The sequence below is a fragment of the Paracoccus sp. TD-10 genome (assembly GCF_048270675.1).
Taxonomy (GTDB): domain Bacteria; phylum Pseudomonadota; class Alphaproteobacteria; order Rhodobacterales; family Rhodobacteraceae; genus Paracoccus; species Paracoccus pantotrophus.
This window is the reverse complement of sequence record NZ_CP182418.1, coordinates 484,012-508,510: the sequence shown is the minus strand read 5'-3', so window position 1 is coordinate 508,510 and position 24,499 is coordinate 484,012. Positions and strand designations below refer to the sequence as shown.

The window sequence follows — 24,499 nt, the reverse complement described above, 5'->3', positions numbered from 1 at the left end:
TGGCAAGCCGGCACCGGACGCCTTATCTGGGATGGGCAAAGGAGTGATGCGCATGGAATTTTCCATTCTCGATCTGGCCGGGGTGGCCGAGGGTTCGGACGCGCGCCAGGCCATCGCCAATTCCGTGGCATTGGCGCAGGCCGCCGAGGGCTGGGGCTACAGCCGCTTCTGGCTGGCGGAACATCACAACATGCCGGGCATCGCCAGCGCCGCCACCTCGGTGCTGATCGGCCATGTGGCGGATCATACCAGGACGATCCGCATCGGCGCCGGCGGCGTCATGCTGCCCAACCACGCGCCGCTGGCCATCGCCGAGCAGTTCGGCACCCTGGCGACGATCCACGGGCCGCGCATCGACCTGGGCCTGGGCCGCGCGCCGGGCGGCGACGGGGCGGTGATGCATGCGCTGCGCCGGTCCCTGCAGGGCAACCAGGATTTCCCGAACGACGTGGTCGAGCTCATGCACTATCTCGGCCCGCCGCGTCCCGGCGCCCCGGTCGCGGCCCATCCGGGCCAGGGCACGAATGTCCCGGTCTGGATCCTCGGCTCGTCGCTTTACGGCGCCAGCCTCGCCTCGGCGCTTGGCCTGCCCTATGCCTTCGCCAGCCATTTCGCCCCCGGCGACCTCGAGGAGGCGCTGCGGCTTTACCGCGAGCGGTTCCAGCCCACCGAGTTCGGCCAGGCGCCACGCTTCATGCTGGCGGTGAACGTCATCGTCGCCGACAGCGATGCCGAGGCGCAGCACCTGCGCAGCAGCCAGCAGATCAGCTTCGCCCGGCTGCGGCTGGGCATGCCGGGCCTGCTGCCGCCGCCGGTCGACGACGTGCTGGAAGCGATCCCGGTGCGCATCCTGCCCACGGTCAACGCCGCGCTGGCCATCAGCGCCGTCGGCAGCCCCGAAACTGTCGCGGCCGAGCTGGACCGGCTGATCGCCCGCCACCAGCCCGACGAGTTGATCCTGGTCGGCAATATCTACGACCAGGCCGCGCGGCACCGCTCCTTCGCCATGGCGGCCGAGATCCTGCGGGGGCGTGCATGACGAGGATGCTGGTTTTCGGCCACGGCTATTCCGCCGGCTTCCTGACCCCCCTGCTGCTGGCCGAGGGCTGGCAGGTCACCGGCACCACCCGCAGCGACACCGATCGCGTGGCGCAGGCCGGGGCCCAGCCGCTGCGCTGGCCGGGGCAAGAGGATGCCGTGCGCAAGACCATCGCCCAGGCCGACGCGATCCTGGTCTCGGTCGGGCCGGACCGGGGCGCGGACCCGGTGCTGGCAGCCTTCGGCGCCGAGATCGCCGCCGGCCGCCCACGCTGGCTGGGCTATCTCTCGACCACCGGCGTCTATGGCGACCGCGACGGCGGCTGGGTGGACGAGGACACGCCCTGCACCCCCTCGACCCGGCGCGGGCGCGAGCGGGTCGCGGCCGAGCAGGACTGGCAGCAGCTCGCCGCCGAACACGGCCTGCCGCTGCACATCTTCCGCCTGGCCGGCATCTATGGGCCGGGGCGCGGCCCCTTTGCCAAGGTGCGCGAGGGCACGGCGCGGCGCATCGTCAAGCCCGGCCAGGTCTTCTCGCGCATCCATGCCGAGGACATCGCCCAGGTGTTGCTGGCCTCGATCCGCGCGCCGCGGCCGGGCGCGATCTACAATGTCTGCGACGACGACCCGGCCCCGCCCGAGGCAGTGATCGGCCACGCCGCCAAACTGCTGGGCCTGCCCCTGCCGCCCGCCGAGGATTACGCGAACGCCGAGATGACGCCCATGGCGCGCAGCTTCTATGCCGAGAACAAGCGCGTCTCGAACGACCGCATCAAGCGCGAGTTGGGCGTGACCTTGCGCTATCCCGACTATTGCGCCGGGTTGGCCGCGCTGGCCCGCGCCGAGGGAACCGAGGCTTAGGGCGCAATCGAGCAGCAGCCCGTCAGCATGCGCGACGGCTGCTCCTGCCCGTCCAGAATCACCGCGACGGCCAAGGCATAGCCGCGGTCCGACATGCCGTCCGAGCATTGTTCGGGCCGCAGGAAGGCCGTAAGCCGGCCCTTGCCGTCGCCGGCGATGATGCCGCGCGTGGGTTCGCCCTCGATGCCGCGATCCATGACCTTGCGCAGCGAAAGCTGGCGCTCGGGCGCATCGGGTTCGCTGAAGACCAACCCCTTCTGCACCGTCTTGACCGACCAGAAGGGCTCGGTTCCGCTGCAATGCAGCGCCAGCGGCAGTTCGGCGGGCTTCCAGACCGTCGCCTGCGGCTTGAGAAAGCGCAACGCCACCCAGCCCGTCGTCTCGCCCACGTTTACGAGGCCCCACTTGCCCGAGGCGTCGCGGTCCAGCAGCTCGACCCCCTTGGCGGTCGAGGCGAGCCGGCCGATGATCTTGGCCTGCCCGTGCGGTGCCTCGCGCACGTTCAGCTTGTCCCAGGTCTCGACGACGGTGACGTCGAACAGGTGCGGCAGATAATCCTGCGCCTGCACCGCAAGAGGCGCGGCAAGGGCGAGGCCGGTCAGAAGGATACGCAGCATTGTCACCTCTCAGGCACGTTTCGCCAGCGCCACGCCCAGGACGTCCAGCACCTTGGCCTCGATGTCGGGGGCGGACATGCGGGCGCAGCGATACATGGCCTCGGGGCTGGCATGGTCGATGAATGTATCGGGCAACACCATCTGGCGGAAACGCAGCCCGCCGTCGAAGACGCCCTCGTCCGACAGAAGCTGCGCGACCAGGCTGCCGAAGCCGCCGACCGCGCCCTCCTCGATGGTGATCAGCGCCTCATGCGTGCGGGCCAGGCGCAGGATCAGGTTGCGGTCCAGCGGCTTGGCAAAGCGGGCATCGACCACCGTGGGCGTGATCCCGCGCGCCAGCAGCGCCTCGCGCGCCCGCATGACCTCGGCCAGCCGGGTGCCGAAGGACAGGATGGCGACGCGCTTGCCCTCGGCCACGACCCGGCCCTTGCCGATTTCCAGCACCTCGCCGCGTTCGGGCATCTCGACGCCGGTGCCCTCGCCGCGCGGATAGCGGAAGGCGATGGGGCCTTCGTCATGAGCCGCCGCGGTGGCGACCATATGGACCAGTTCCGCCTCATCCGCGGCGGCCATGACCACCATGCCGGGCAGGTTCGCGAGGAAGGCGATGTCATAGGCGCCGGCATGGGTGGCGCCATCGGCACCGACCAGACCGGCGCGGTCGATGGCAAAGCGCACCGGCAGGCGCTGGATCGCCACGTCATGCACCACCTGGTCGTAGCCGCGCTGCAGGAAGGTCGAATAAAGCGCGCAGAACGGCTTCATCCCCCCCGCCGCCAGCCCCGCCGAGAAGGTCACGGCATGCTGCTCGGCAATGCCCACGTCGAAGCAGCGGCGCGGAAAACGCTCGGCGAACAGATTCAGCCCGGTGCCGTCCGGCATGGCGGCGGTGACGGCGACAATGCGGGCGTCGCGGCTGGCCTGATCGACCAGCGCACGGGCAAAGACCGAGGTATAGCTGGGTGCGTTCGATTTCGCCTTGGCCTGCGCGCCGGTGTGAACGTCGAATTTCGCCGTGGCATGGCCCTTGTCGGCGGCGCGCTCGGCCGGGCCGTAGCCCTTGCCCTTGCGGGTCACGACATGCAGCAGCACCGGCCCCGTCGCCCGCGCCTTGACCGTGCGCAGAAGCGGCAGAAGCTGGTCGAGGTCGTGGCCATCGACCGGGCCGATATAGGAAAACCCCAGTTCCTCGAACAGCGTGCCGCCGACGGTCATGCCCTTGAGCATCTCCTTGGCCCGCCGCGCCCCCTCTTGCAGGCTGGGCGGCAGGAAGCCGACCGCGCCCTTGGCGACGGCCTTGAGATCCTGGAACGGCCCCTCGGCGTAAAGCCGGGTCAGATAGCGCGACAGCGCCCCGGTGGGCGGCGCGATGGACATCTCGTTGTCGTTCAAGACCACGAACAGCCGCTTGCCCAGGTCGCCGGCATTGTTCAGCGCCTCGAAGGCCATGCCCGCGCTCATCGCGCCGTCGCCGATCACCGCGACGGCATCGCCCGGATCGCCGCCCAGTTCGCGCGCCATGGCAAAGCCCAGCGCCGCGCTGATCGAGGTCGAGCTGTGCCCGGCGCCGAACGGGTCATAGGCACTTTCCGAACGCTTGGTGAAACCGGAAAGCCCGCCCTCCATCCGCAGGGTGCGGATGCGGTCGCGGCGCCCGGTCAGGATCTTGTGCGGATAGCATTGATGGCCCACGTCCCAGATGATCTTGTCGCGCGGTGCGTCAAAGACCGCGTGCAGCGCCACGGTCAGTTCGACCACGCCCAGCCCGGCGCCCAGATGGCCGCCGGTGACGGAAACGGCGCTGACCGTCTCGGCCCGCAGCTCGTCGGCAAGCTGCCGCAGCTCGCGATCGGTCAGATCCTTGAGGTCGGACGGCAGGTGAACCCGGTCCAGGATCGGCGTCGCGGGGCGGTGGGAAGTTTCATCGGTCATGGCTTGCCCCTCTCCGGGCGGGCTGTCAGGCGTCGCGTTCGATAACGAAACGCGCGAGCTGCCGCAAGTTTCCTGCGCCCTCGCCATAGGCATCAAGGGCGGCTTCGGCATCTCGGACCAGCGCGCGCGCCTTGTCCCGCGCGCCCTCCAGCCCCAGCAGCGAGACGAAGGTCGCCTTGTTGGCGGCGCCGTCCTTGCCGGTGCGCTTGCCCGTCTCGGCCTCGGTGCCGGTCACGTCGAGAATGTCGTCCTGGATCTGGAAGGCCAGGCCCAGGTTGCGGGCATATTCCGCCAGCGGGCCGGGATCCTCGCCCGCCATGACCGCGCCGGCGGTGGCGGCGAACTGGATCAGCGCCCCGGTCTTGGCCTGCTGCAGCCGGGTGATGGCGGCAAGGTCCAAGGGCTCGGCGGCGGTCTCGGCGGCGATGTCCAGCGCCTGGCCCCAGACCATGCCGCGCCCGCCCGCCGCATCGGACAGGCCGCACACCAACGCCAGCCGCGCCTCGGGCGGGCCGACCAGCGGCTCGGTCAAAAGGCCAAAAGCCAGGCTTTGCAGCGCGTCGCCGGCCAGGATGGCGGTGGCCTCGGACCATTGCACATGCACGGTGGGCAGGCCGCGGCGCAGGTCGTCGTCGTCCATCGAGGGCAGATCGTCATGGACCAGGCTATAGGCATGCAGCGCCTCGACCGCCGCCGCGACCGGCAGCGATGCTGCGTCGGGCAAGCCGAACAGCCGCGCCGATTCCATGACCAGGAAGGCGCGGATGCGCTTGCCGCCGGTGCAGGCATAGCGCATGGCATCGGTCAGCTCGCCCTCGGGCAGGCCGGCCATGACCTCGTCCAGCGCGGCCTGGACCTGCGCCTTCACCTCGGCAAGGCGGTCCCGCATCACAGCCCCTCGGCCGGAACGGTCCCGTCGGGCTGGCCGTTGGCCGCCAAAGTGATCTTTTCCACCCGCTCCTCGGCCTCGCGCAGGCGCTTGTCGCAATGCGCCCGCAGGGCCGCACCGCGCTCGTAGAGCTTGATCGATTCCTCCAGCGTGGCCTCGCCATGCTCCAGACGGCCGACCGTCGCCTCCAGCTCTTTCATCGCCTCCTCGAAGGACATGTTCTCGATCTCGGTCCCGGTCACGCGGCAGTCTCCCTCAGCACATCGACATGGGCGCGCGCCGAGCGGCCCAGAGCGGCCAGATCATAACCGCCTTCCAGCGCCGATACCACCGGGGCCGAACACCCCGCCGCCGTGTCGCAGATCATCCGGGTGATGGCGGTGAAATCCGCCTCGCGCCACATCAGCGCGGCAAGGGGGTCGTCGGCATGGGCGTCGAACCCGGCCGAGACCAGCACCAGCTGCGGCCGCCAGGCCGCGACCCGGTCGCAGATCGCCCGCCAGGCCGCGCGCGCCTCGTCCCCGCCGCTGCCCGGCGCCAGCGGCATGTTGACGATCTGGCCATGCGCACCCCGCTCCGAGGCCGCGCCGGTGCCGGGATAAAGCGGCACCTGGTGGGTCGAGGCGAAGAACGCCCGCTTCTCGTCCCACAGCACGTCCTGGGTGCCGTTGCCGTGATGCACGTCGAAATCCAGCACCGCCACCCGGTCCAGCCCGTGATGGTCCAGCGCCCGCAGGGCGGCGATGGCGACCGAGGACAGGATGCAGAACCCCATGGCCTTCATGCGCTCGGCATGATGGCCCGGCGGGCGCATGGCGACGAAGGCATTGGGCGCCTCGCCCGCCAGCACCGCATCCACGGCGGCGCAGGCCCCGCCGGCGGCATGGCGCGCCGCCTCCAGGCTGCCCGGCGCCAGATAAGTGTCCGAATCGAGCATGCTCCAGCCCTCGGCCGGCAGCTTCCGCCGCAAAAGCGCCAGGTACCCGGCCGGATGGGCGCGCAGGATGTCCCTCTCCGCCGCCTCGGGCGCCTCGCGCCGCTCCAGGTCCATCCCCTCCAGCGCGGCCAACACGGCATCCAGCCGGGCCACCTGCTCGGGATGGCTGGGCGGCGTCACATGCGAAAAGCCCGAGGGATGCGTATAAAGCAAGGTCATCGGCCCAAGGATTATGGACAGCCGCCCCGCCCGGCAAGGAAATGTTCCGCAGCTTGCCGAAAATCCCGCCCCCGAACAGGGCAAATGCCCGCCAGGCCCGCACCCGCAATGGCGGCACCCCGCCCCGGCTTCTTTCTTGGTCAAATATCCTCGGGGGGAGTCCGGCGGCCGCAGGCCGGTGGACGGGGGGCAGACAGCCCCCCGCGGCCACGCTGAAACGGCCGCCCTCAGGCCCTCAGCCGCTGCCCGTCATGGCCGGCGATGCGCAGCTCCACCAGCGTGCCCTCGGGCATGTCGCGGTCGAAGGCGACCTCGGTGAAATGCTCCGTCCGGCCCAGCCGCGGCCCCTCGGTCAGCACCATGCGCAGCGCGCCGAGCTCGGCCTCAAGATGCCGGGCCAGCGCCGCATCGCCCGCCGCCCGCAGCCGCGCCGCGCGCTCCCTGATCGCCGGGCCGGGCACGCGCGGCATCCGCGCCGCCGGCGTGCCCTTCCGCGCCGAATAGGGAAACACATGCAGGAAGGTCAGCCCGCAATCCTCGACCAGCTTCAGGCTGTTTTCAAACATCGCCTCGGTCTCGGTCGGGAAGCCGGCGATGATGTCGGCGCCGAAGACGATGCCGGGCCGCAGCTTGCGCGCCGCCTCGCAGAAACGGATGGCGTCGTCGCGCAGGTGGCGGCGCTTCATCCGCTTCAGGATCATGTCGTCGCCGGCCTGCAGCGACAGGTGCAGATGCGGCATCAGCCGCGGCTCGGTGGCGATGGCCAGCATCAGGTTTTCGTCCGCCTCGATCGAATCGATCGAGCTGATGCGCAGCCGCGGCAGATCCGGCACCAGCCGCAGGATACGCATGACCAGATCGCCCAGCCGCGGCTGCCCCGGCAGATCGGCGCCCCACGAGGTCAGGTCCACCCCGGTCAGCACCACCTCGTTGAAGCCGCGATCCCGCAGCCGCTTGATCTGGTCCACCACCACCCCCGCCGGCACCGAGCGCGAATTGCCCCTGCCGTAAGGAATGATGCAGAAGGTGCAGCGATGATCGCAGCCGTTCTGCACCTGCACATAGGCCCGATGCCGGCCGAAGCCGTCGATCAGGTGGCCCGCCGTCTCGCGCACCGACATGATGTCGTCGACCTGCACCCGCTCGGTCTCGCCGATCAGGTCGGGGGCCTGCATCGCGGCCCAGGTTGCCGGCTGCATCTTTTCGTGGTTGCCGATGACGCGGCTGACCTCGGCCATGGCGGCGAAGGTCTCGGGCTCGGTCTGGGCGGCGCAGCCGGTGACGATGACCGGGGCGCCGGGGTTCTCGCGCGCCAGCCGGCGGATCTCCTGCCGGGCCTTGCGCACCGCCTCGGCCGTCACCGCACAGGTGTTCACGATCACCGCGCCCTGCAGCCCGGCGGCCTCGGCCATCTCGCGCATGGCCTCGGTCTCATAGGCGTTCAGCCGGCAGCCGAGGGTGGCGAAAACCGGGGGCTTCAGATCCTTCATCCGCGCCAGACCCCGTCGAAGACATGCGCCGTCGGCCCGGTCATCCAGACCCCGTCCTCACGCCAGTCGATCTCCAGCTGCCCGCCCGGCACGTTGACCTTGACCCGCCGCCCGGTCAGCCCGCGCCGCGCCGCCGCCACCACCGCCGCGCATGAGCACGACCCCGAGGCCAGGGTGATGCCGGTGCCGCGTTCCCAGATGCGCAGCACGATCTCGTCCGGCGAGACGACCTGCACCAGCTCGACATTGGTCCGCTGCGGATAAAGCGGATGATGCTCATGCGCGGGCCCGAAGCGTTCCAGGTCCACCGCCGCCACATCGGGCACGAAGAAGGTCATGTGCGGATTGCCCATCCCCGTCGCCACCGGATCGCCTGGAATCGGCAGGTGCAGCGTATCGACATCCTCGGCCAGCGGGATCCCGGCCCAGCCCAGCACCGGCGCGCCCATGTTGACCCGCGTCAGCCGGTCCCCGGCATCCTCGGCCGCAAGCACCGCATGGTCGGTGGCGAGCCGCAGGGCCGAGGCGCCCGATTCGTCCATCAGGAAGCGCGCGACGCAGCGCGTGGCATTGCCGCAGGCGGCCGAGACCGAGCCGTCGGCGTTGAAGAACACCAGCCGCGCATCGGCATTCTCGCCGGGCAGGATGACGGCCATCTGGTCGAAACCGACACCGCGATGGCGGTCCGCGATCGCGGCCACGGTCGCGGCATCGGGCAGCGCGCCGGAGCGGCGGCTGTCGATCACCACGAAGTCGTTGCCGAGCCCGTGCATCTTCATGAAGGGCAGAGGGACGCTCTGGCCGGGGTTTTGCTGGTGTTCCATGGCGGTGACATACTCCTGCCGGAAAGATTCTGCCAGAGGCGGTGATTTTTCCGCTTGACCCTGTCAGCCGCCGACCGTAGTTAGCCCCCCGTGCGATGGGCCCGTAGCTCAGTTGGTAGAGCAACTGACTTTTAATCAGTGGGTCACAGGTTCGAATCCTGTCGGGCTCACCACTGAACTTCCTGTGTCAGGTGACATGCGAGTTGTCCATTTGTGACAGCTTTTTGTCCATTTTTGACAGATCTTCTGTCCATCGCAGCGGAATCTTATAGTTCGGTGCGGCAGTCGGCTGCGGCAAACGTGGCAGAGCCTTCGCAGCACCAGTCTGAGGTAGCCGTTCAACCGAGGTGCAGCAAGCTATCTCGCCCCGACGTCACAAAGGGCAACGAGTCGACACTCGCTGCGGATCACCCGCAGAGGGTTGACGTTTTCAGGAAAAAGAAGGATTCAGAAAGCAGTACTGGGTCTTTCTGAGATCCGTGACGGGGTTCGGCGGTGCAAACGTCTAGCCCCGTTTTCTTTTCCGAGGGCTCTGTTGCACAAATCCCGTCAGGGATTCAGATCGTGAATCCAGGGTGGTAGCTGTGATGTATGAGCAGACCCACACCGCCAACCTACAGGACCAGAAACTGGCCAGCCTACAATGAAGCGCTCAAGCGCCGGGGCTCGCTGACGATCTGGTTCGACCCCGAGATGAGCTGGGATGCCGTGCCGACGGGGAGGCGTGGCCGCCAGCAGACCTACAGCGATACTGCCATTCAGAGCTGCCTGACGATGAAGGTGCTATTCGGCATGGCGCTCCGGCAGACGACCGGGTTCGTCGAGAGCCTGCTGCGTCTGGTTGGCCTCGACTGGACGGTGCCTGACTTCAGCACACTGTCCCGCCGCCAGAAGACCTTGGCTGTGAACATCCCGTATCGCGGCTCCAAAGGGCCGCTGCACCTGCTGATCGACAGCACAGGAATCAAGGTCGAGGGCGAAGGCGAGTGGCACGCTCGCAAGCATGGTGGCCCCAAACGGCGGGTCTGGCGCAAGATCCACCTTGGGATCGACGAGGAAACGCTAGAGATCCGGGCTGTCGAGATCACCGGGAGCAACGTCGGCGATGCGCCGATCCTACCTGACCTTCTCGACCAGATCCCGGAGGACCAGGAAATCGGTAGCGTCACGGCAGATGGCGCCTACGACACGCGCAAGTGCCACGATGCGATTGCAGATCGCGGAGCCCATGCCGTCATCCCACCGCGCAGGAACGCGAAGACCTGGAAGACCATCACCGCTGGAGCCGTCGCGCGCAACGAGGCCCTCCGGGCGTCCAGGTATCTCGGCCGCACCCTGTGGCGACGATGGAGTGGATACCACCGCCGGAGCCGCATCGAGACGAAGATGCATTGTGTCAAACTGCTGGGCCAGCGGCTCATGGCAAGGGACTTCGACCGTCAGGTCGCCGAGTTCCAGATCCGCATCGCCGTCCTGAACGGCTACACCGCGCTCGGCATCCCGGTCACGGAAGCTGTAGGATAAGTCTGTCCGGGGAGGGGGTAACCGCGCCCATCACCTGAGTTATGCAACAGAGCCTTTTCCGAGCGGCGATGGCCACCTCGAAAGTTCCGTTGTTTTAATGGGAAGTCAGGTCACGCTCGGTCCTCCCCATTCGAATAGACGCCGGGCCAGAGCTCATCGACAGTCGAATCGAGTTCAGATGCCACATATTCGGCGACACGGCGTGAGCGGCGCTTGCCGGTCAGCACGATGGACACAATCGGTCCAGTAATGTGCAGATCATTTTGCCATTCAGCTTCTGAAGGGCCACACCAAAATGGACAGTACAGTTCGATACCTCGGCGTCGACTTTGACAATGCGTTGACACTGTCAGAGGGGATAGACCTGTAGTCCGGAAGCTGGCCGGTTGGAAATCTGTCGACTGGCCCATGGTCGCCACCCCAGTGCCGCAGTGCGGCTTTCCGGAAGCTACCGTTCGACTCATCACGAGGCACTATCGTACCGGTTTCCATCCGAGACCCGTTGGCCGGCTCCAGCACCACGCTCATTGCGGCGAAGAAGTTGGGCTGGCAGGCAATCGGCATCGAAAGCGATGCCGGTCGAGGAGGAAAGTAAGCGGCGGCTACGCCCCACACACTTTTAGCTTGCTGGCTTGAAGTTCCAAGGCAGCAGATCGTCGATTCTTGCCTGCGGGTGACCGGCGGCCACGGCCTGCAAGGTTGCCTTCAGATAGGCAAAGGGCTCGACGCCGTTGATCTTCGCGGTGGCGATCAGGGATGCGATGCATGCCCAGGATCTTCCGCCCTCGTCATGACCGGCGAAGAGTGCATTCTTGCGGGTCAGAGCGATCGGTCGAATTAGGTTCTCGACGCTGTTGGAGTCGATCTCGACACGGCCGTCGCGCAGGAAGGTCTGCAACCCGTCCCAGTGGCGGTGGATATAGGCCAGCTTCTCGCCGAGGCGCGACTTCATCGATATGCGCCGACACTGCGGCTGCAGCCACTCGCCGAAGGCGGCGACCAGCGGCGCACTGCGCGCTTGGCGGGCCGACAGGCGTTGGCCGGGGCCCATGCCGCGGATCTCGGCCTCGATCCGGTAAAGCTCGGCGATCCGGCGCAGCCCCTCGGCTGCGATCTGGGAGCCGTCGCGATCAACGATTTCCTTCAGCTTGCGCCGGGCATGCGCCCAGCAATGGGCGACGGTGATCGGCGCGCCGCCTGTCCGGGATGGGCGCGTCAGGCGGTTGTAGCCGGTATAGCCATCCAGCTGCAGGATGCCGTCAAAGCCCTGCAGAATGCGCTCTGCATTCTCGCCCCCACGGTCCGGCGCATAGGTGAAGACCACACCAGGCGGATCTCCCCCGCCCCATGAGCGGTCATCGCGCGCCAGGGCCCAGAGATAGCCCGTCTTCGTCCGCCCCCGGCCGGGGTCGAGCACAGGGGCCGGTGTCTCGTCCATGAACAGCTTGGTCGACGTCTTCAGGTGCTCGGCCAGTCGATCGACCACCGGACCGAGGTGGAAGGCGGCGCTGCCGACCCAATCGGCCAGCGTGCTGCGATGCAGCTCGACCCCGGCCCGGGCGAGGATCTGGCTCTGGCGATACAATGGCAGATGGTCCGCGTATTTGCTGACCAGGACATATGCGAGGGCGCCCTCGGTGGGCAGGCCGCCCTCGATCAGGTGTGCGGGCGCCGGTGCCTGAGACACCCCCTCGCCACATCGGCGGCACGCATATTTGGGCCGGACGGTGACGATGACCCGCAGCTGTGCCGGCACGATGTCCAGCCGCTCGGTCCGGTCTTCGCCGATGTGGTGCATCTCACCGCAGCCAGCCGGTCGGCGCGCTTCGAGCGGAACACGAAGATCGTGCCGGTGAAGGGGTCTTCCGCCAGCATCGACTGCGCCAGCGCCGCTAACCCGTCATGCCCCTTGCGGTTATGTGGTGCACCACATAATCGTAACTATGCGGCGATCATGATTATGCGGAGTCGCGGACGCTGACGGGCGCATTTCCGGGCCTCACGACATCTGTCGACTCCACATAACAATACGCTATCGCGCAGCGAGCATCGCGATCAATTTGTCCGGCGGGCGGAATTTGCCTGGCTTGATGCCGAGCGGCGCCAAAGCGTCGATCATCTCGAGTTTTTCGGCCGGGTCAGCGCGCAAGTAGATCTCGGTGCTCTGGAGAGTGGCATGACCGAGCCACAGCGCTACCTTGCGGATATCCCGGGTGGCCTGAAGCATGTGCATCGCGCAGCTATGACGCAGAACATGAGGCGATATTGGCTTGGCGGCAAGCGAGGGCACGACCTTCGCCGCAACCGCGGCGTGCTTTGTCAGGATATATTCGAAGCCGGCGCGCGTCATCGCCCGGCCGGCCTTGTTGAGGAAGAGCGCGGTGTCGCCATCCTTGGGTCTGACCGCGACCCAGGCCCGGATCGCGGCGGCGGTCTCCTGCCAGAGCGGCAGCACGCGCTCCCGCCGTCCCTTCCCGATAATATGGATGCTGGCCGGCGACCGTCCGTCGAACTGGTCGAGGGCGAGACCAACAAGTTCGGAAACGCGCAGCCCGCCGGCGAAGGCGAGATGCAGCATGGCCCGATCGCGAATGCCCGATGGTGTCCGCCGGTCCGGTGCGTCGAGCAGCGCTTGAACTTCGGCGCGCGAAAGGGAAGCGACCAGCGCCTCGTCGACCTTCTTCATGGGAATGGCGTGCACCCGAAGGGCCTGATCGAGAACCGCGGGGACGCGGTGCTCGAGATAGCGGAAGAAGGACTTCACGGCCGCCAGCCTTGCGTTGCGCGAACGGGCCTTGTTGCCGCGCGCCTCCTCGACATGTTCGAGGAAGGCAAGGATCATCGGCACGTCGAGATCCTCGATCTGCAGCAGGCAAGGCCTCTTGCGCAATCGTCGCGCGGCGAACGTCACCAGCAGCTGGAAGCTATAGGCATAGGCATCGCAGGTATGCACGCTGGCGCGTCGTTCGCGGGGAAGGTGTTCGCGAAGGAACGCGGTGAGATGCGGGGCGAGTTGGGTCATGCCGGCACTTCCCGATGCAAGGCCTCGCCGGCTGCCGCCATGTGCGCCATCAGCTCGGGCGTCGCCTCAAGATACCAGTAAGTATCGGTCACATGGGCGTGCCCCAGATAGGTGCTCAGGGCGGTGATATGCCGTGCTACCGCCTGGGCATCGTGCGCACAGCGTTCGAGAGCGAACGGCGAATGTGTGGCGAAGATCGTGGAGACGTGGTCCTTGCGATCCTGGAGCGCCGCGCAAGCCGATCGATCGAATGATTTGCAGGAAGACAGTTATCACTGTCGGATAGGCGGGCGGCGTTCCCTGATGCGAAATGAAGAGTGCATCGCTCTGGCTCGAGGCCTTCAGGCGAGTGGCGAAGTATCCGTCCAATGCGCGCCGGGTCGTTGAATGGAGCGGCAGCAACCGGCTCTTTTTGAACTTGGTCTGGGCAATGATCAGCCCATCGTCGATCACGTCCGGCAGCCGAATGGCAAGCGCCTCCGAAACGCGCATGCCGGTCGCCGCGATCAGCCCGAACATCGTGGCGTAGGTGATCGGTCGGATCGAACCGTCGGGACCAAGGCGATGCGCGGCATCGATCAACCGTCGGATATCCCTGGGATCGTAGATATAGGGTGTGCGGCGGCGGTGACTGGCGCGGCCGAAGAGGTCAGCCGAGGGCACCTCGTGGCGCGGATCTTCGGCATGCAGCGCGATCGCGAAGCGGCGCACTGTCAGCAGACGGTTGCGTCGTTGCTCGGGCGATGGTGCCTGCAGTGCCCACTCGCGCACGGTCGCCGTCGTGACGACACGCTCCCCGCGATGCTCGGCGAAGGCGACAAAGTTGCGCAGGAGGATGCCCGGGGTCCGGAACTTGAATCCCAGTGCACGGTGCAGCGCTGCATGATCGGTGAGGAGCTGACTCAGCATGCCAGCTCTCCCGGCCAGGGCTGGGCAATCTGCTCCAGCATCGCAATGTCGACCTTGGCGTAATGCGCGGTCATATCGAGCGAACGGTGACGCAGCACCGTGCCGACAGCCTCGAGCGTGGCGCCCGAGCGCAGCATCGAGGTCGCCGCGGAGTGGCGCAGCAGGCTGGCTCCGGTCGACGGAGCATCGGAAATGCCCGCCCGCTTCAGCGCCAGTGCTACGATCGTGGAGACGTGGCTGGACTGCGAGAATGATCGGTAGGGTGCGACCATCATGAGAAAGACCGCCTCCTGATCCACGCGCGGCCGTTCCAGCTCGATGTAGGCGAGGATCGCATCGCCGACGTCCTGCGGGAGCGGCAACCGAACCTGCCGGCGCGCTTTGCCACTCAAGCGCAGCATGCCAGACGTCCAATCGAGATCGCTGAGTCTGAGTCCAGCGACATCCCCGGCCCGCAGCCCCAGGCGTGCGAGCAGGAGCAGGATCGCACGGTCCCGTAGGCGCCCCCTGGTAAGTTGATCGCAGGATGCAACGACGCGTTCGAGATCGGCGGCAGCAAGATACCGCGGCAAAGACGAAAGGCGCCATTGCACGACCGGCGGGATGGCGTGATCGAGGTTGGGGCGACAGAGGCCGGCACCCGCGAGGAAACGGAGATAGCTGCGCAAGGTGCTCGTTATGGTCCGCAGGTCCGCCGGTCCGGTTCGCTCGCGCCACTCGCGGACAACATTGCGGACGAGGGCGGCATCATAGTCGTGGGTCGCCGTGCCGAGTTCCGGCAACAACTTATGCAGGTGGCGAAGATGGCGGGCGATCGTCCGTTCCGACAGTCCCCGGTGGATGCGCAACCAGTTCCGATAATCGTCAAGCAGGGGATATGACGAGGCGACCTTCACGGATGGTCGCGCGACACCTTTCCTTTGCAGGAAAACAACGAACCGCCCGGCGCGGCGCGAATACTTTGGTGAAACACGCAGCCATCGCCGCCCACCAGGACATCGACACCGATGTTCGGCAAAGCGACGAACGACATCGTCACCAATATCATCGATCGCGATACCTGCGCTACCAAGCCAAGCCGCAAAATGACGCGCCGAGGCCGTGTAGCCTTCAATCGTCAGCGGCGTATATCTCTGAGCGGCAAGGTCGGCCGCGAACTGATCGATCCACGACGACAACGGTCCCGGATCGAGGAACCAGTGATTACGATTATTGGCATCCATCTTTGCTCTCCTCACGATATTGAACCATCGCGAGGGAGCATAGTTATGCGGAGCGAAAGCCTGCTCTCGGGCTACTTAGGTATCTGTAAAAAAGCCCTAATCTTGAGAACGGCGGTGAGAAATTAGGCCACGGAAGCGGCGGCATGGAGCTGCTGCGGGCGGCGTAAAAGTCGTCCACCTTTTCCCTTTCTGCGACAGCAGGGAGGGCGGGAGGATTTTCAGCGTGGAACTATATCTCAGGGTTCGCCAGGCCTGCGCGGCGGGCATGAGCCAGCGTCAGGCGGCGAAGGCCTTCAACATCTCCCGTGATACGGTTGCGAAGATGATGACGTTCTCGGTGCCACCGGGCTACCGGCGGACGGCCGAGGTCAGGCGGCCGAAGCTTGATCCCTTTATCCCGATCATTGAGGGCTGGCTTGAGGCGGATCGCTCCATGCCGCGGAAGCAGCGGCACACCGCGAAGCGGGTGTTCGACCGGCTGCGTGACGAATGCGGGTTCACCGGCGGCTACACGATCATCAAGGACTACATTCGGGAGCGGGAACGGCGGGGCCAGGAAGTGTTCGTGCCGCTGGCGCATCCCCCGGGCCATGCGCAGGCTGACTTCGGCGAGGCGATGGTCAGGATCGGCGGTGTCGAGCAGAAGGCCCACTTCTTTGTTCTGGATCTGCCGCACAGCGACGCCTGTTACGTCCGCGCCTATCCGGCGGCTGTGGCCGAGGCCTGGGTGGACGGCCATATCCACGCCTTTGCCTTCTTTGGGGCGGTCCCCCAGTCGATTGTCTATGACAACGACCGGTGCCTGGTGGCGAAGATCCTGCCCGATGGCACCCGCAAGCGGGCCGCCCTGTTCAGCGGGTTTCTATCCCATTACCTGATCCGGGATCGCTATGGCCGCCCCGGCAAAGGCAACGACAAGGGGAATGTCGAGGGCCTGGTGGGCTATTGCCGCCGCAACTTCATGGTGCCGCTCCCCGAGTTCGCGACCTGGGAGGCGTTCAACCTCTGGCTGGAGGAGCAATGCCGCAAGCGCCAGCAGGATGTCCTGCGCGGTGAGGGCGAAACGATCGGCGAGCGGCTGCAGCGCGATCTGGCAGAGATGCGATCCTTGCCTGCTTCACCCTTTGACGCCTGCGATCAGGACACCGGTCGCGTCTCGTCGCAATCGCTCGTGCGCTACAAGACCAATGACTACTCGGTGCCGGTCGCCTTTGCCCATCAGGATGTCTGGATCCGGGCTTATGTCCATGACGTGGTGATTGGCTGTCGGGGCGAAGTCATTGCCCGCCATCCCCGGTGCTGGGATCGCGATGAACTCATCTTCAACCCGATCCACTACCTGCCGCTGCTGGAGCAGAAGCTCAACGCATTTGATCAGGCCGCGCCGTTGCAAGGTTGGGAGCTTCCCGAGGAGTTCGCAACGTTGCGCCGGCTGATGGAAGCTCGCATGAACCGGCATGGCCGACGCGAATACGTCCAGGTCCTGCGGTTGCTCGAGACCTTCGATCTGGCTGACCTGCATGCCGCGGTAAAGCAGGCGCTTCAGATGGGCGCGATCGGCTTTGACGCCGTAAAGCACCTGCTGCTTTGCCGTGTTGAACACCGTCCGCCCCGGCTGGACCTGGACTGCTATCCCTATCTGCCGCGGACGACAGTCGATAAGACCAGGCCCGGGTCCTATATGCGGCTGCTGTCGAGCGATGCAGAGGACGCGGCATGAACGACGCCCCGGAAATCCTGCTCACCCATCACCTCAAGGCCCTGAAGCTGCCAACATTCCTGCGCGAACATCAGAAGCTGGCCCGGCAATGCGCGGCCGAAGGCATGGACCATGTCCGCTACCTTGCCCGCCTCGTCGAACTGGAGCTGATTGACCGGGAGCGGCGGATGGTCGAGCGCCGCATCAAGGCCGCCAAATTCCCCGCGGTCAAAAGCCTCGACAGCTTCGACTTCAGCGCCATTCCGAAGCTCAACAAGATGCAGGTGCTGGAACTGGCCCGCTGCGAATGGATCGACCGTCGCGAGAACGTCATTGCCCTCGGCCCAAGTGGCACGGGCAAGACGCATATCGCCCTTGGCCTCGGACTGGCGGCTTGTCAGAAGGGGCTCTCCGTGGGCTTCACCACCGCCGCGAGCCTGGTCAGTGAGATGATGGAGGCCCGCGACGAGCGCCGTCTGCTTCGCTTTCAGAAGCAAATGGCCGGTTACAAGTTGCTGATCATCGACGAACTGGGCTTTGTGCCGCTGTCCAAGACCGGCGCCGAATTGTTGTTCGAGCTGATCTCGCAACGTTACGAGCGCGGCGCGACCTTGATTACCAGCAATCTGCCCTTCGATGAATGGACCGAGACCTTCGGCTCCGAGCGCCTCACCGGCGCACTGCTCGACAGGCTGACCCATCACGTCAGCATCCTCGAGATGAACGGCGAGAGTTATCGTCTCGCCAACAGCACTGCCCGAAAGCAGCAACAAAAGTCCTGAAATCAGATGGTGCTGTTTTGGCCCAAGGGGCCAATGCGCCATGGCACGCGCCAGCTATCTGGTAAGCGCGCGCGCCATGGCGCCGGTCACCGCCGCGTGGCCGGATTTTACTCCGCCGCGTGGCCGGATATTGCACCGCCGTTGACACCTAATCTATCGATCGGCAACGCCAACTCCGCATAATCATGGTCGCCGCATAGTTCCTGAAGTCCACCGGCTTGGTCGCCACCAGGATCCGCATGCCCTGAGACGGCATCAGCATCCGGCGGCTCCAAGAGCACGAACGATCTCGGCCAGCCGAACCGCAGGCGTGTCCGCGGCCAGCTCGAGCCTCACCTCGCCGATTACGATCCGGATCTGCTCTTCAGCCGGCCGCCTGTCGCAGGAAGGGGGTGCTGGCGCCGGATCGCAAACCACCAGCGGTGCAAAAACCGGCGCGTCAGGTGCTATAGCTGGCAGCACCAGCTTGCCCTGCTTGGCCAACCGCCGCCACGCAGACAGCTGGTTCGGCTGAGGGGCAGCATGGATCGCGCTGGCAGGCGGTCCTGTCGATTTCCGCGAAGATCGGTTGCGCGCCCCAGACCCTGAACGAGTGGGTCAAGAAGGCCGAGGTCGACAGCGGCAAGCGCGCGGGCATTCCGACCGATATGGCCGAGAAGATGAAGGCGCTGGAGCGGGAGAACCGCGAGTTGCGTCAGGCGAATGAGATCCTTCGTAAGGCGAGCGCGTATTTTGCGATGGCGGAGCTCGACCGCCGGTCGAAGTGATGGTCGGGTTCATCGACGATCAGCGTGGTGAACATGGGGTCGATAGCCGGGCCCCTCGTTGATACGCATCTCGCTCACGCCAGCGCCAACCGGCTTCACGTCTCAGGGGTTTCCGAACCGCAGCCGCTGGATGCGGCTGGCAATCTTCTGCTTGGCCCGTGTATCGCGAAGGGCAAGCAGCCATTCCCGGAAGGTGTCTGTCTGGCGGATCTCGATCATGATTGTATGTAGCTTACAGGCTACACGAAATTAAGGGCAGCAGGATGGTGCCTTGGCTGCCGCTTTCGAGGGGGCCAGCGCCAATGCATGGTAGCGGGGATGGATCGCGGCAGTGTCACCCATGGAGCAAGCGGTCAGCGGCCTCGCGAAGAACGCGCGCCACCTCGGGGTGCGAGACGGCCGCCTTGTCCTGGTAGGATCGGGCAGTCTCATGCTCGCGCCCCGGCCGCAGCAACGGCGAACTCAGGAGCAAGTCCATCACGAACGCCCGGAGCGCCTCACCACGTTTGTCGTTGCTTTCCATCGTTTCATCCCTCTCCGAACTCTGCCCGATCCTGCCCCACGGCTGGTGTGATGTGCAGGCAGCGGAAGGGCGAGACATTTTCAACGGATCTGGGGGATTTCGAAGCTTCGGTGTCGGGGAATACCTTGCTTTCAGTGTTCGCCTTCCCGCCGCTGACGCCCGTCGCGTTGGCGGTCATCACCGCGGGCGTGGTCTGAACGCTCCACTGACAGGGGTTGCTGCGGCCTGGTTGATCCCGCCTTGGGTTATGGCGTTGCGCCCCCAGCGCGTCTAATCGCGCCGGAGACGGGATGCTTCAGCAGAGCTTCTCAGCGGCCCGTGATCCGGTCTATGGACAGCGCCCCGGCACCGGTGGTCACGAGCAACAGGAAAACGAAGCAGAACAGGATGGCTGCATCGCCGCCGTTGGCCACGGGGAATACGCTCTTCGGGGCATGCGCCATCCAATAGGCGAAGGCCATGTGCCCGGACAGGACGAATGCCACCGGCCGGGTGAACAGGCCGAGGATGATCAGTGCGCCGCCGATAACCTCCAGCAGCCCGGAGACGAGCGACAGCATGCCGAGGGTCTCGGGGCCGGGGATGGGGATGCCGAACAGCTTCTGGGTTCCATGCTCGAAATAGAGCAGTCCGGCGACGATGCGCAGGGCCCCGATTGCATAGGGCTGTAGCGCCGAAAGCTTGTCAGTCATTACCGTCCCTCATCTTTGGGTTGATGCTGCGGACAGTGGATGGCCGCCTTCGTCAGAATGCAAGCAGGATGAAAGGCGGAGCGCAAAGCAATCGCATTGATCTTCGAGGGGCGCTGCGAGGCAAAGCCGCACGGTTTCAAGCCGTATCGGGCTCATCAGCCCTCATGGCCACCCCAGGCCCCGCCGCGACCTGCCCGCTTTCGAGGAACTGCACGCCCTGGGCCTCAAGGGCCTTGCGGATGGCTTCCTCGTTCTCCCGGCTTAGAGCTTTTGTGCGACCACTCTCGAAGGAGCGCAGCGTGTCATGTGATACGGCAGCCGCAGCCGCAAGGTCAGCAGCCTTCCAATCAATGAGCATGCGGGCGGCCTTGCAGACCTTCCTGTCAAGAACGGGCATAAACACTCCTTGTGTATATTAATACACGCATGTGTTGACATGCCGTGTGTCATGCTGTACATACCATGTGTAGCGGGGCGGTAAATAGATCCGCCGTCCAGAGTGCTCTCGCGCATTCGCGACAACGGTCAGCCTCAGCATCGGCACGGGGCAATGCTCTTGATCCATGCCGGATCGACGCCCCTGCGACATTCGCGACACCTGCGACAAACACGCCCTTTGTCGCGAATGTCGCGGGTGTCGCAATGTCGCAGCTTCCGTTTCCCGGCAGCCTCACACGGAAAAATCGCAACCGAATAGCAGCACGTTGCGATTCCTGGCCGTCGCAAAGACCCAGCCAGAGAGCCCTTTCTGACGACCCGAGGGCCGAGAACTGCGGAATAGCGAAAATCGCAGGAGGGCGCATGTCGGTCGCTACCGCTTTTTTTGTCACCCTACCAGTGTCCAAGATGAGCGTTCTGGATGGCGACCTTGGCTTGGTTATGGTCGCGCCCCATCTCTAATCCATCCCAGGGCGTGGCCTATCCGCATCACTCACGGCCGCAATCGGTAGCAGCCAACCGCAAATATAAAGGCGGGCGTGATGGCGGTTGTATCGCTTGAATGGAAATTTTTCTTATAAATATCAATGGAGTGTGGCGGAGGGGATGGGACCGGGATTCAACGTTCTCCACTGGCGAAGTCGTTGCTACAGTGGATGCAAATTTTTGATTCGAAGAGACAAACGGTATCATCAGTAGTGTTGGCGCAACTTATGAATTTGGCCGTGTCCCGGGTGGCGTTGCAGCAGTTCGCGCAACGCTTACGGCGTGTTCGGAAGCCAAGCAAAAGATCGCACGATCTCAAGCCTCATGTCTCTGTTACTGAAGGGACGAGGTAGCGTGATGCCGATGGACTTCGCTGCTTCGATCGGAGACGAGATCGACGGTCGGCCTCTGCATCTGTACCGGCTTTCGGAACGCCGCTTCGACGAACTCGAGATCGGTCTCCGCAGCGGCCTTGGACGATCGAGGGACGGTGAAACGGCCGCGGCCTTCGTCCTATGGGCAGCAGAGCACTATCGACGGAATTTCGCCGGCGGATCCTTCTCCTGGGCTTTCCTCACGGATGAGCTCGGCCTCAGTCTCGACCAAGCTACACTGCGTGACCTAACAGCCAGAGGACTGCGGAAGCTGCGTCGCCCGCCGCCCCGCAGCAGCGATGCGGGCGTGCAGTACCTGCGTACGCTCGCCGCCGAGGGCGGGCTTCCTGTGAGGCTTCTGGCGAACGAAGGCGGCTATCGTGCGGCGCTCGTCGGCCTCGTCGCCGATCTGGAGCGCTTCGGCGCAGGCTGTCCAGAGGAGCAGGCGCTGGCCTTCGCCCGGAGACGCGCGGAACGTCTGCCGATGGGCTATCGCACCGAGGAGTTCCACGGTCTTTTCGTGCAGTTCGCTCGCGAGCTTGTCGACTTGCGCGGCCGGGCACCGCGCGATTTGGCCGCCGCCGACGTCGAGAGCTGGCTCGACCGCGCGGAGCCGGCCTGGCGCGAGCGCCTTACGCTACGCTTCGACGGGGATGCCGCCCGTGCGCTCTTCGCCGAAGCGATGACCGTGCGGGCCGGCGGCGAGGTCGATGAGCCGTTGGGCCGCCAGCTGGTGCGTGATGAGGATGGCGCCTGGCGGGCCTTCGTCGACGTCGCCCCAGCGACCCGCCTGCCCGCGCGTCTGATGGACGGTATCGATGCGGCCTATCGGCGCGTGCGCCTCGCCCCGACCGGCGCGCTGGCAGCGGCCTGCCCGGACCTGATGCTAGCCCTCGACCGTGAGGAGGGCGGCTGGAGCGCGACCAGGATCAGCGGACGCCGGACGGCCCGCTTCCCCTTCCCCCTGTCGGCGCCGATTGAGCTGGTGGCGATGGCTGACGGCCGGCTGCTGCAACCTGTCTCCTTGCCCGGCGGAGGGGCGGTCGACCCAGCCGAGGGCCTGACACTCTGGACGTTGGCCGAAAGCGGTGACGACGGCGCGGCGCGGCGGCTGGCCTGGGCCGGCAGCGCATCTCTGCGGACCCACGACCCGTTCGTCTGGGCGCTCGTGGGGGCGAATGCGCGGGTGACTTGCAGCGAGGGTCTGGTCGCCCAGCCGGGCGGCGAGAGCGCGGAGGGCCGGCTTCTGCGGCTTGAGGGCAAAGGGCGGATCGGTGTGCGCGACTGGTCACTCGCGGTCCAGACGGGCGCGGACCGCACCGAGCGAGACGAAATCGCCGCTTTCGGTGCACAGGACAGCACGGTGCGCGACGGGCGGGGGGTGCCAGTGTTCCGAGGTCTACCCGACATCGCCCTGCGCCGGGCGGGGCACGGGTTCGTCTCCCTTCCGACTCGGCGCCGTCTCTACCGTTCCGGCGGGCGCGGCGCTTGGCGACGATCAGCACCGGAGGAGAGCTTCCTCGGCACGCTCGACGTCGCCGCGGAAGAAGACGGGAACGTGGGCGCACGGCTCCGGCTACGAATCCTGCCGCCGGCAGCGCGCTTCTCGATGGATGCCGGGGGCGAGGCGCTGAGCGTCTCCGGCTTGCCTGCCGGCTGGGCCCTGCGGGTGGAAGACGCCACGCCGGCGGTGATCAATGAGGCTGGGTCTGCCCAGGTTCCGCTGCCCGCGGGCGGGGTCCGCAAGGCGCGGCTCCGCCTGCGCGCCGCTGCGCCAGATGGGGCGGAGACGCTGGACTGGCAACTCGCGCTCCCGGCCACGCGGGCCTATCTGGCAGGGCCAGACGGGTCGATCCTTGAGACACAGCGCGAGATCACGCTGCACGATCTGCGCGACTGGCGGGTGCTGCCAGCTCACGTCGGCCAGACCGACCTTAGCCTGCGGCTGGTCGCGCCCGGTCTTGGTGGCATAACGTCGCCGCTGGCCGTCCGCGTCCACGGCGAGGCGCCCCTGTCGAGCATTCGAGACCTTGTGGACGACTTGCTCTCCCATGGCGGGCCGGACGCGGAGGTTCGGCTTCGAGCGCTCGCCGACGGGCACGAGTCGCCCCGACTCCTAGTGCGGCGGTTCCTTGGCGAGACCCATTTGACCGAGGATGGGGTGATCTTGCGAACGCATGGCGCACCGGGTGATGAACGGACGTTGCCCGACCTGGTGGCGATCAACATCGACGCGCCTGGGCCGGCGGTCGCGGCTCCCAACGCGCCGCCGGCGGCGATGGGAAACGTGCTCGGGCCAGGGCGCTGGTTCTTCCTTCCCTCTCTACACAGACAGCCGCTTCGCCCGCCCCGCCCGCTCGTGGTCGAGCCGGATGCCGGACAAGAGGCGACGACCGATCAAGATGATCGTCTGCATGCCGCCGGCACCGGACGCACCCGTGCAGCGCGAGTCGAAGCCTATGCGGCGATATTCCGCGACGGGGTCGATGTACAGCACATCATGGCGCTTGAGCGGGCCATAGACGCCCTGACGACTCATGGTGCGAGCCCTTCCGCGCTGGACCAGGTGCTGGCGCTTGAACGAGTGTCGGCCGTGGCCGTGCGTCTGCTCGTGAGGGCCGACGTATCGGACCTGTCGGACCGACTGGAGCTTGAGCGTCACGGCGCACGCCGCTGGGCTTTTGTTGCGCCGCGGGACTGGGGCGCGGCCGTGGCGTCGGAGCTGGCAAGCCTGACCACCAGCCTCGCTGCGATCCCCGCGCTGGCGGAGCGGGCCGAGACGCTCGCGCGCGAGCAGATGGCGCGACGCGTGCGGGAGATCCTGACGCTCCGCCCCGATCTGGACGGGCATCTCGCGCTCGGCCTCATGGAGGCGAGGCTCGCGGCGCACCCCGATCTCATGCACTGGCTCGGGCGTATGCCGTCAGCGTTCGGGGATCCTGAAGGGACCCTTTTGCGGCTTGCAGACGCGGCCGCGCGGCGCCACGGCGAGAGCGACCTCTCCTTTCCCGACCTGCGCGCGGCGGCGCAGCCTGCGGCCTTCGTCCGTTTTGCCGATCATGTGAATGGCCTGATCGAGGCGCCGCTATTCGTGTCCGAGGTCGCCTTCGGCCTGCGAGCAGCGCCGCAGGGCCGCACCGGGGTGCAGCTGTTGCGCTGCATCCACCTAGACCCGAGCCATTTTGACTTGGCGCTCCCGGCCGCGATGGCCTGGCAGGCAATGCGCCTTTCGCGGAAATAAGGGAAGACGGCA

At 66.2% G+C, this 24,499-nt stretch carries 19 protein-coding genes, 1 tRNA gene, 3 pseudogenes and 1 other annotated feature; of the genes and pseudogenes, 9 read left to right on the top strand and 14 right to left on the bottom strand.

Annotated elements, in window-relative coordinates:
- The first annotated feature begins 52 nt into the window (after nt 1-52).
- The gene (locus tag ACNKFW_RS02535) at nt 53-1,039 is read left to right on the top strand and encodes an LLM class flavin-dependent oxidoreductase (protein WP_024845369.1); all 987 of its coding nucleotides are present in this window, start codon (nt 53-55) and stop codon (nt 1,037-1,039) included.
- Nucleotides 1,036-1,899 carry an SDR family oxidoreductase gene (locus ACNKFW_RS02530; RefSeq protein WP_147427543.1) on the top strand — a complete coding sequence of 288 codons (864 nt, stop codon included), beginning with the start codon at nt 1,036-1,038 and terminating at the stop codon, nt 1,897-1,899. Before ACNKFW_RS02535 ends, ACNKFW_RS02530 begins: the two co-directional genes overlap by 4 nt.
- Here ACNKFW_RS02530 and ACNKFW_RS02525 read toward each other — a convergent pair.
- From ACNKFW_RS02525 to dapF, 7 genes are all read right to left on the bottom strand, one after another.
- Complete coding sequence (locus tag ACNKFW_RS02525; RefSeq protein ID WP_024845367.1) at nt 1,896-2,516, bottom strand: COG3650 family protein; 621 nt, start codon at nt 2,514-2,516, stop codon at nt 1,896-1,898. The two genes, ACNKFW_RS02530 and ACNKFW_RS02525, sit on opposite strands and share 4 nt — an antisense overlap.
- 9 nt (nt 2,517-2,525) lie before the next feature.
- The gene (dxs, locus tag ACNKFW_RS02520) at nt 2,526-4,448 is read right to left on the bottom strand and encodes a 1-deoxy-D-xylulose-5-phosphate synthase (protein ID WP_147427542.1); all 1,923 of its coding nucleotides are present in this window, start codon (nt 4,446-4,448) and stop codon (nt 2,526-2,528) included.
- Nucleotides 4,449-4,473: 25 nt separating this feature from the next.
- Nucleotides 4,474-5,337, bottom strand: a complete 864-nt coding sequence (locus tag ACNKFW_RS02515; protein ID WP_024845365.1) for a polyprenyl synthetase family protein — start codon at nt 5,335-5,337, stop codon at nt 4,474-4,476.
- A complete protein-coding gene (locus tag ACNKFW_RS02510) occupies nt 5,337-5,555 on the bottom strand; it encodes an exodeoxyribonuclease VII small subunit (protein WP_036748065.1) in 219 nt (72 codons plus the stop codon). Before ACNKFW_RS02510 ends, ACNKFW_RS02515 begins: the two co-directional genes overlap by 1 nt.
- A 20-nt stretch (nt 5,556-5,575) precedes the next feature.
- On the bottom strand, nt 5,576-6,493 hold the full coding sequence (locus ACNKFW_RS02505; RefSeq protein ID WP_147427541.1) for a histone deacetylase family protein: 918 nt from the start codon (nt 6,491-6,493) through the stop codon (nt 5,576-5,578).
- A 227-nt stretch (nt 6,494-6,720) separates the two neighbouring features.
- Nucleotides 6,721-7,974: a tRNA (N(6)-L-threonylcarbamoyladenosine(37)-C(2))-methylthiotransferase MtaB gene (gene mtaB, locus ACNKFW_RS02500; RefSeq protein WP_147428263.1), complete on the bottom strand. Its 1,254-nt coding sequence runs from the start codon at nt 7,972-7,974 to the stop codon at nt 6,721-6,723.
- A 5-nt stretch (nt 7,975-7,979) separates the two neighbouring features.
- A complete protein-coding gene (gene dapF, locus ACNKFW_RS02495; protein ID WP_024845361.1) occupies nt 7,980-8,807 on the bottom strand; it encodes a diaminopimelate epimerase in 828 nt (275 codons plus the stop codon).
- 97 nt (nt 8,808-8,904) lie between these two features.
- Between dapF and ACNKFW_RS02490 the strand changes: the two genes are divergently transcribed.
- The 3 genes and pseudogenes from ACNKFW_RS02490 to ACNKFW_RS02480 all read left to right on the top strand — a co-directional run.
- Nucleotides 8,905-8,980, top strand: a tRNA-Lys gene (locus ACNKFW_RS02490).
- Between the two features lie 418 nt (nt 8,981-9,398).
- On the top strand, nt 9,399-10,331 hold the full coding sequence (locus ACNKFW_RS02485; protein ID WP_179921185.1) for an IS5 family transposase: 933 nt from the start codon (nt 9,399-9,401) through the stop codon (nt 10,329-10,331).
- Between the two features lie 265 nt (nt 10,332-10,596).
- Nucleotides 10,597-10,701, top strand: a pseudogene (locus ACNKFW_RS02480) (integrase); the annotation flags it as partial.
- Nucleotides 10,702-10,950: 249 nt separating this feature from the next.
- On the opposite strand, the pseudogene tnpC reads toward ACNKFW_RS02480, so the two are convergent.
- The 4 genes and pseudogenes from tnpC to ACNKFW_RS02460 all read right to left on the bottom strand — a co-directional run.
- Nucleotides 10,951-12,135, bottom strand: a pseudogene (gene tnpC, locus ACNKFW_RS02475) (IS66 family transposase); the annotation flags it as partial.
- Between the two features lie 228 nt (nt 12,136-12,363).
- Nucleotides 12,364-13,353, bottom strand: coding sequence for a tyrosine-type recombinase/integrase (locus ACNKFW_RS02470; RefSeq protein WP_024846203.1), 990 nt, complete (start codon nt 13,351-13,353; stop codon nt 12,364-12,366).
- Between the two features lie 66 nt (nt 13,354-13,419).
- Nucleotides 13,420-14,262: a tyrosine-type recombinase/integrase gene (locus ACNKFW_RS02465; protein WP_208852044.1), complete on the bottom strand. Its 843-nt coding sequence runs from the start codon at nt 14,260-14,262 to the stop codon at nt 13,420-13,422.
- A complete protein-coding gene (locus ACNKFW_RS02460; protein ID WP_028710450.1) occupies nt 14,256-15,485 on the bottom strand; it encodes a tyrosine-type recombinase/integrase in 1,230 nt (409 codons plus the stop codon). Before ACNKFW_RS02460 ends, ACNKFW_RS02465 begins: the two co-directional genes overlap by 7 nt.
- Nucleotides 15,486-15,708: 223 nt before the next feature.
- Between ACNKFW_RS02460 and istA the strand changes: the two genes are divergently transcribed.
- From istA to ACNKFW_RS02445, 3 genes and pseudogenes are all read left to right on the top strand, one after another.
- Nucleotides 15,709-17,205 carry an IS21 family transposase gene (gene istA / locus ACNKFW_RS02455; protein WP_418024718.1) on the top strand — a complete coding sequence of 499 codons (1,497 nt, stop codon included), beginning with the start codon at nt 15,709-15,711 and terminating at the stop codon, nt 17,203-17,205.
- A complete protein-coding gene (gene istB / locus ACNKFW_RS02450) occupies nt 17,202-17,966 on the top strand; it encodes an IS21-like element ISPve1 family helper ATPase IstB (RefSeq protein WP_114669629.1) in 765 nt (254 codons plus the stop codon). The genes istA and istB overlap by 4 nt, the downstream gene beginning before the upstream one ends.
- Nucleotides 17,967-18,478: 512 nt before the next feature.
- Nucleotides 18,479-18,777 (top strand): annotated as a pseudogene (locus ACNKFW_RS02445) (transposase); the annotation flags it as partial.
- Nucleotides 18,691-18,789: a sequence feature (AL1L pseudoknot), on the top strand. (Overlaps the previous pseudogene by 87 nt.)
- A 278-nt stretch (nt 18,790-19,067) precedes the next feature.
- Here the strand turns inward: ACNKFW_RS02445 and ACNKFW_RS02440 are convergent.
- The 3 genes from ACNKFW_RS02440 to ACNKFW_RS02430 form a co-directional block, all read right to left on the bottom strand.
- Nucleotides 19,068-19,256, bottom strand: coding sequence for a hypothetical protein (locus ACNKFW_RS02440; protein WP_024845426.1), 189 nt, complete (start codon nt 19,254-19,256; stop codon nt 19,068-19,070).
- A gap of 308 nt (nt 19,257-19,564) precedes the next feature.
- Nucleotides 19,565-19,948 (bottom strand): DoxX family protein, encoded by a 384-nt coding sequence (locus ACNKFW_RS02435; protein ID WP_024845427.1) that lies wholly within the window; start codon nt 19,946-19,948, stop codon nt 19,565-19,567.
- A 136-nt stretch (nt 19,949-20,084) separates the two neighbouring features.
- The gene (locus ACNKFW_RS02430; protein ID WP_024845428.1) at nt 20,085-20,345 is read right to left on the bottom strand and encodes a hypothetical protein; all 261 of its coding nucleotides are present in this window, start codon (nt 20,343-20,345) and stop codon (nt 20,085-20,087) included.
- Between the two features lie 884 nt (nt 20,346-21,229).
- On the opposite strand from ACNKFW_RS02430, the gene ACNKFW_RS02425 reads away from it, so the two are divergent.
- Nucleotides 21,230-24,487 carry an STY4851/ECs_5259 family protein gene (locus tag ACNKFW_RS02425; RefSeq protein WP_026155138.1) on the top strand — a complete coding sequence of 1,086 codons (3,258 nt, stop codon included), beginning with the start codon at nt 21,230-21,232 and terminating at the stop codon, nt 24,485-24,487.
- Nucleotides 24,488-24,499: the final 12 nt, after the last annotated feature.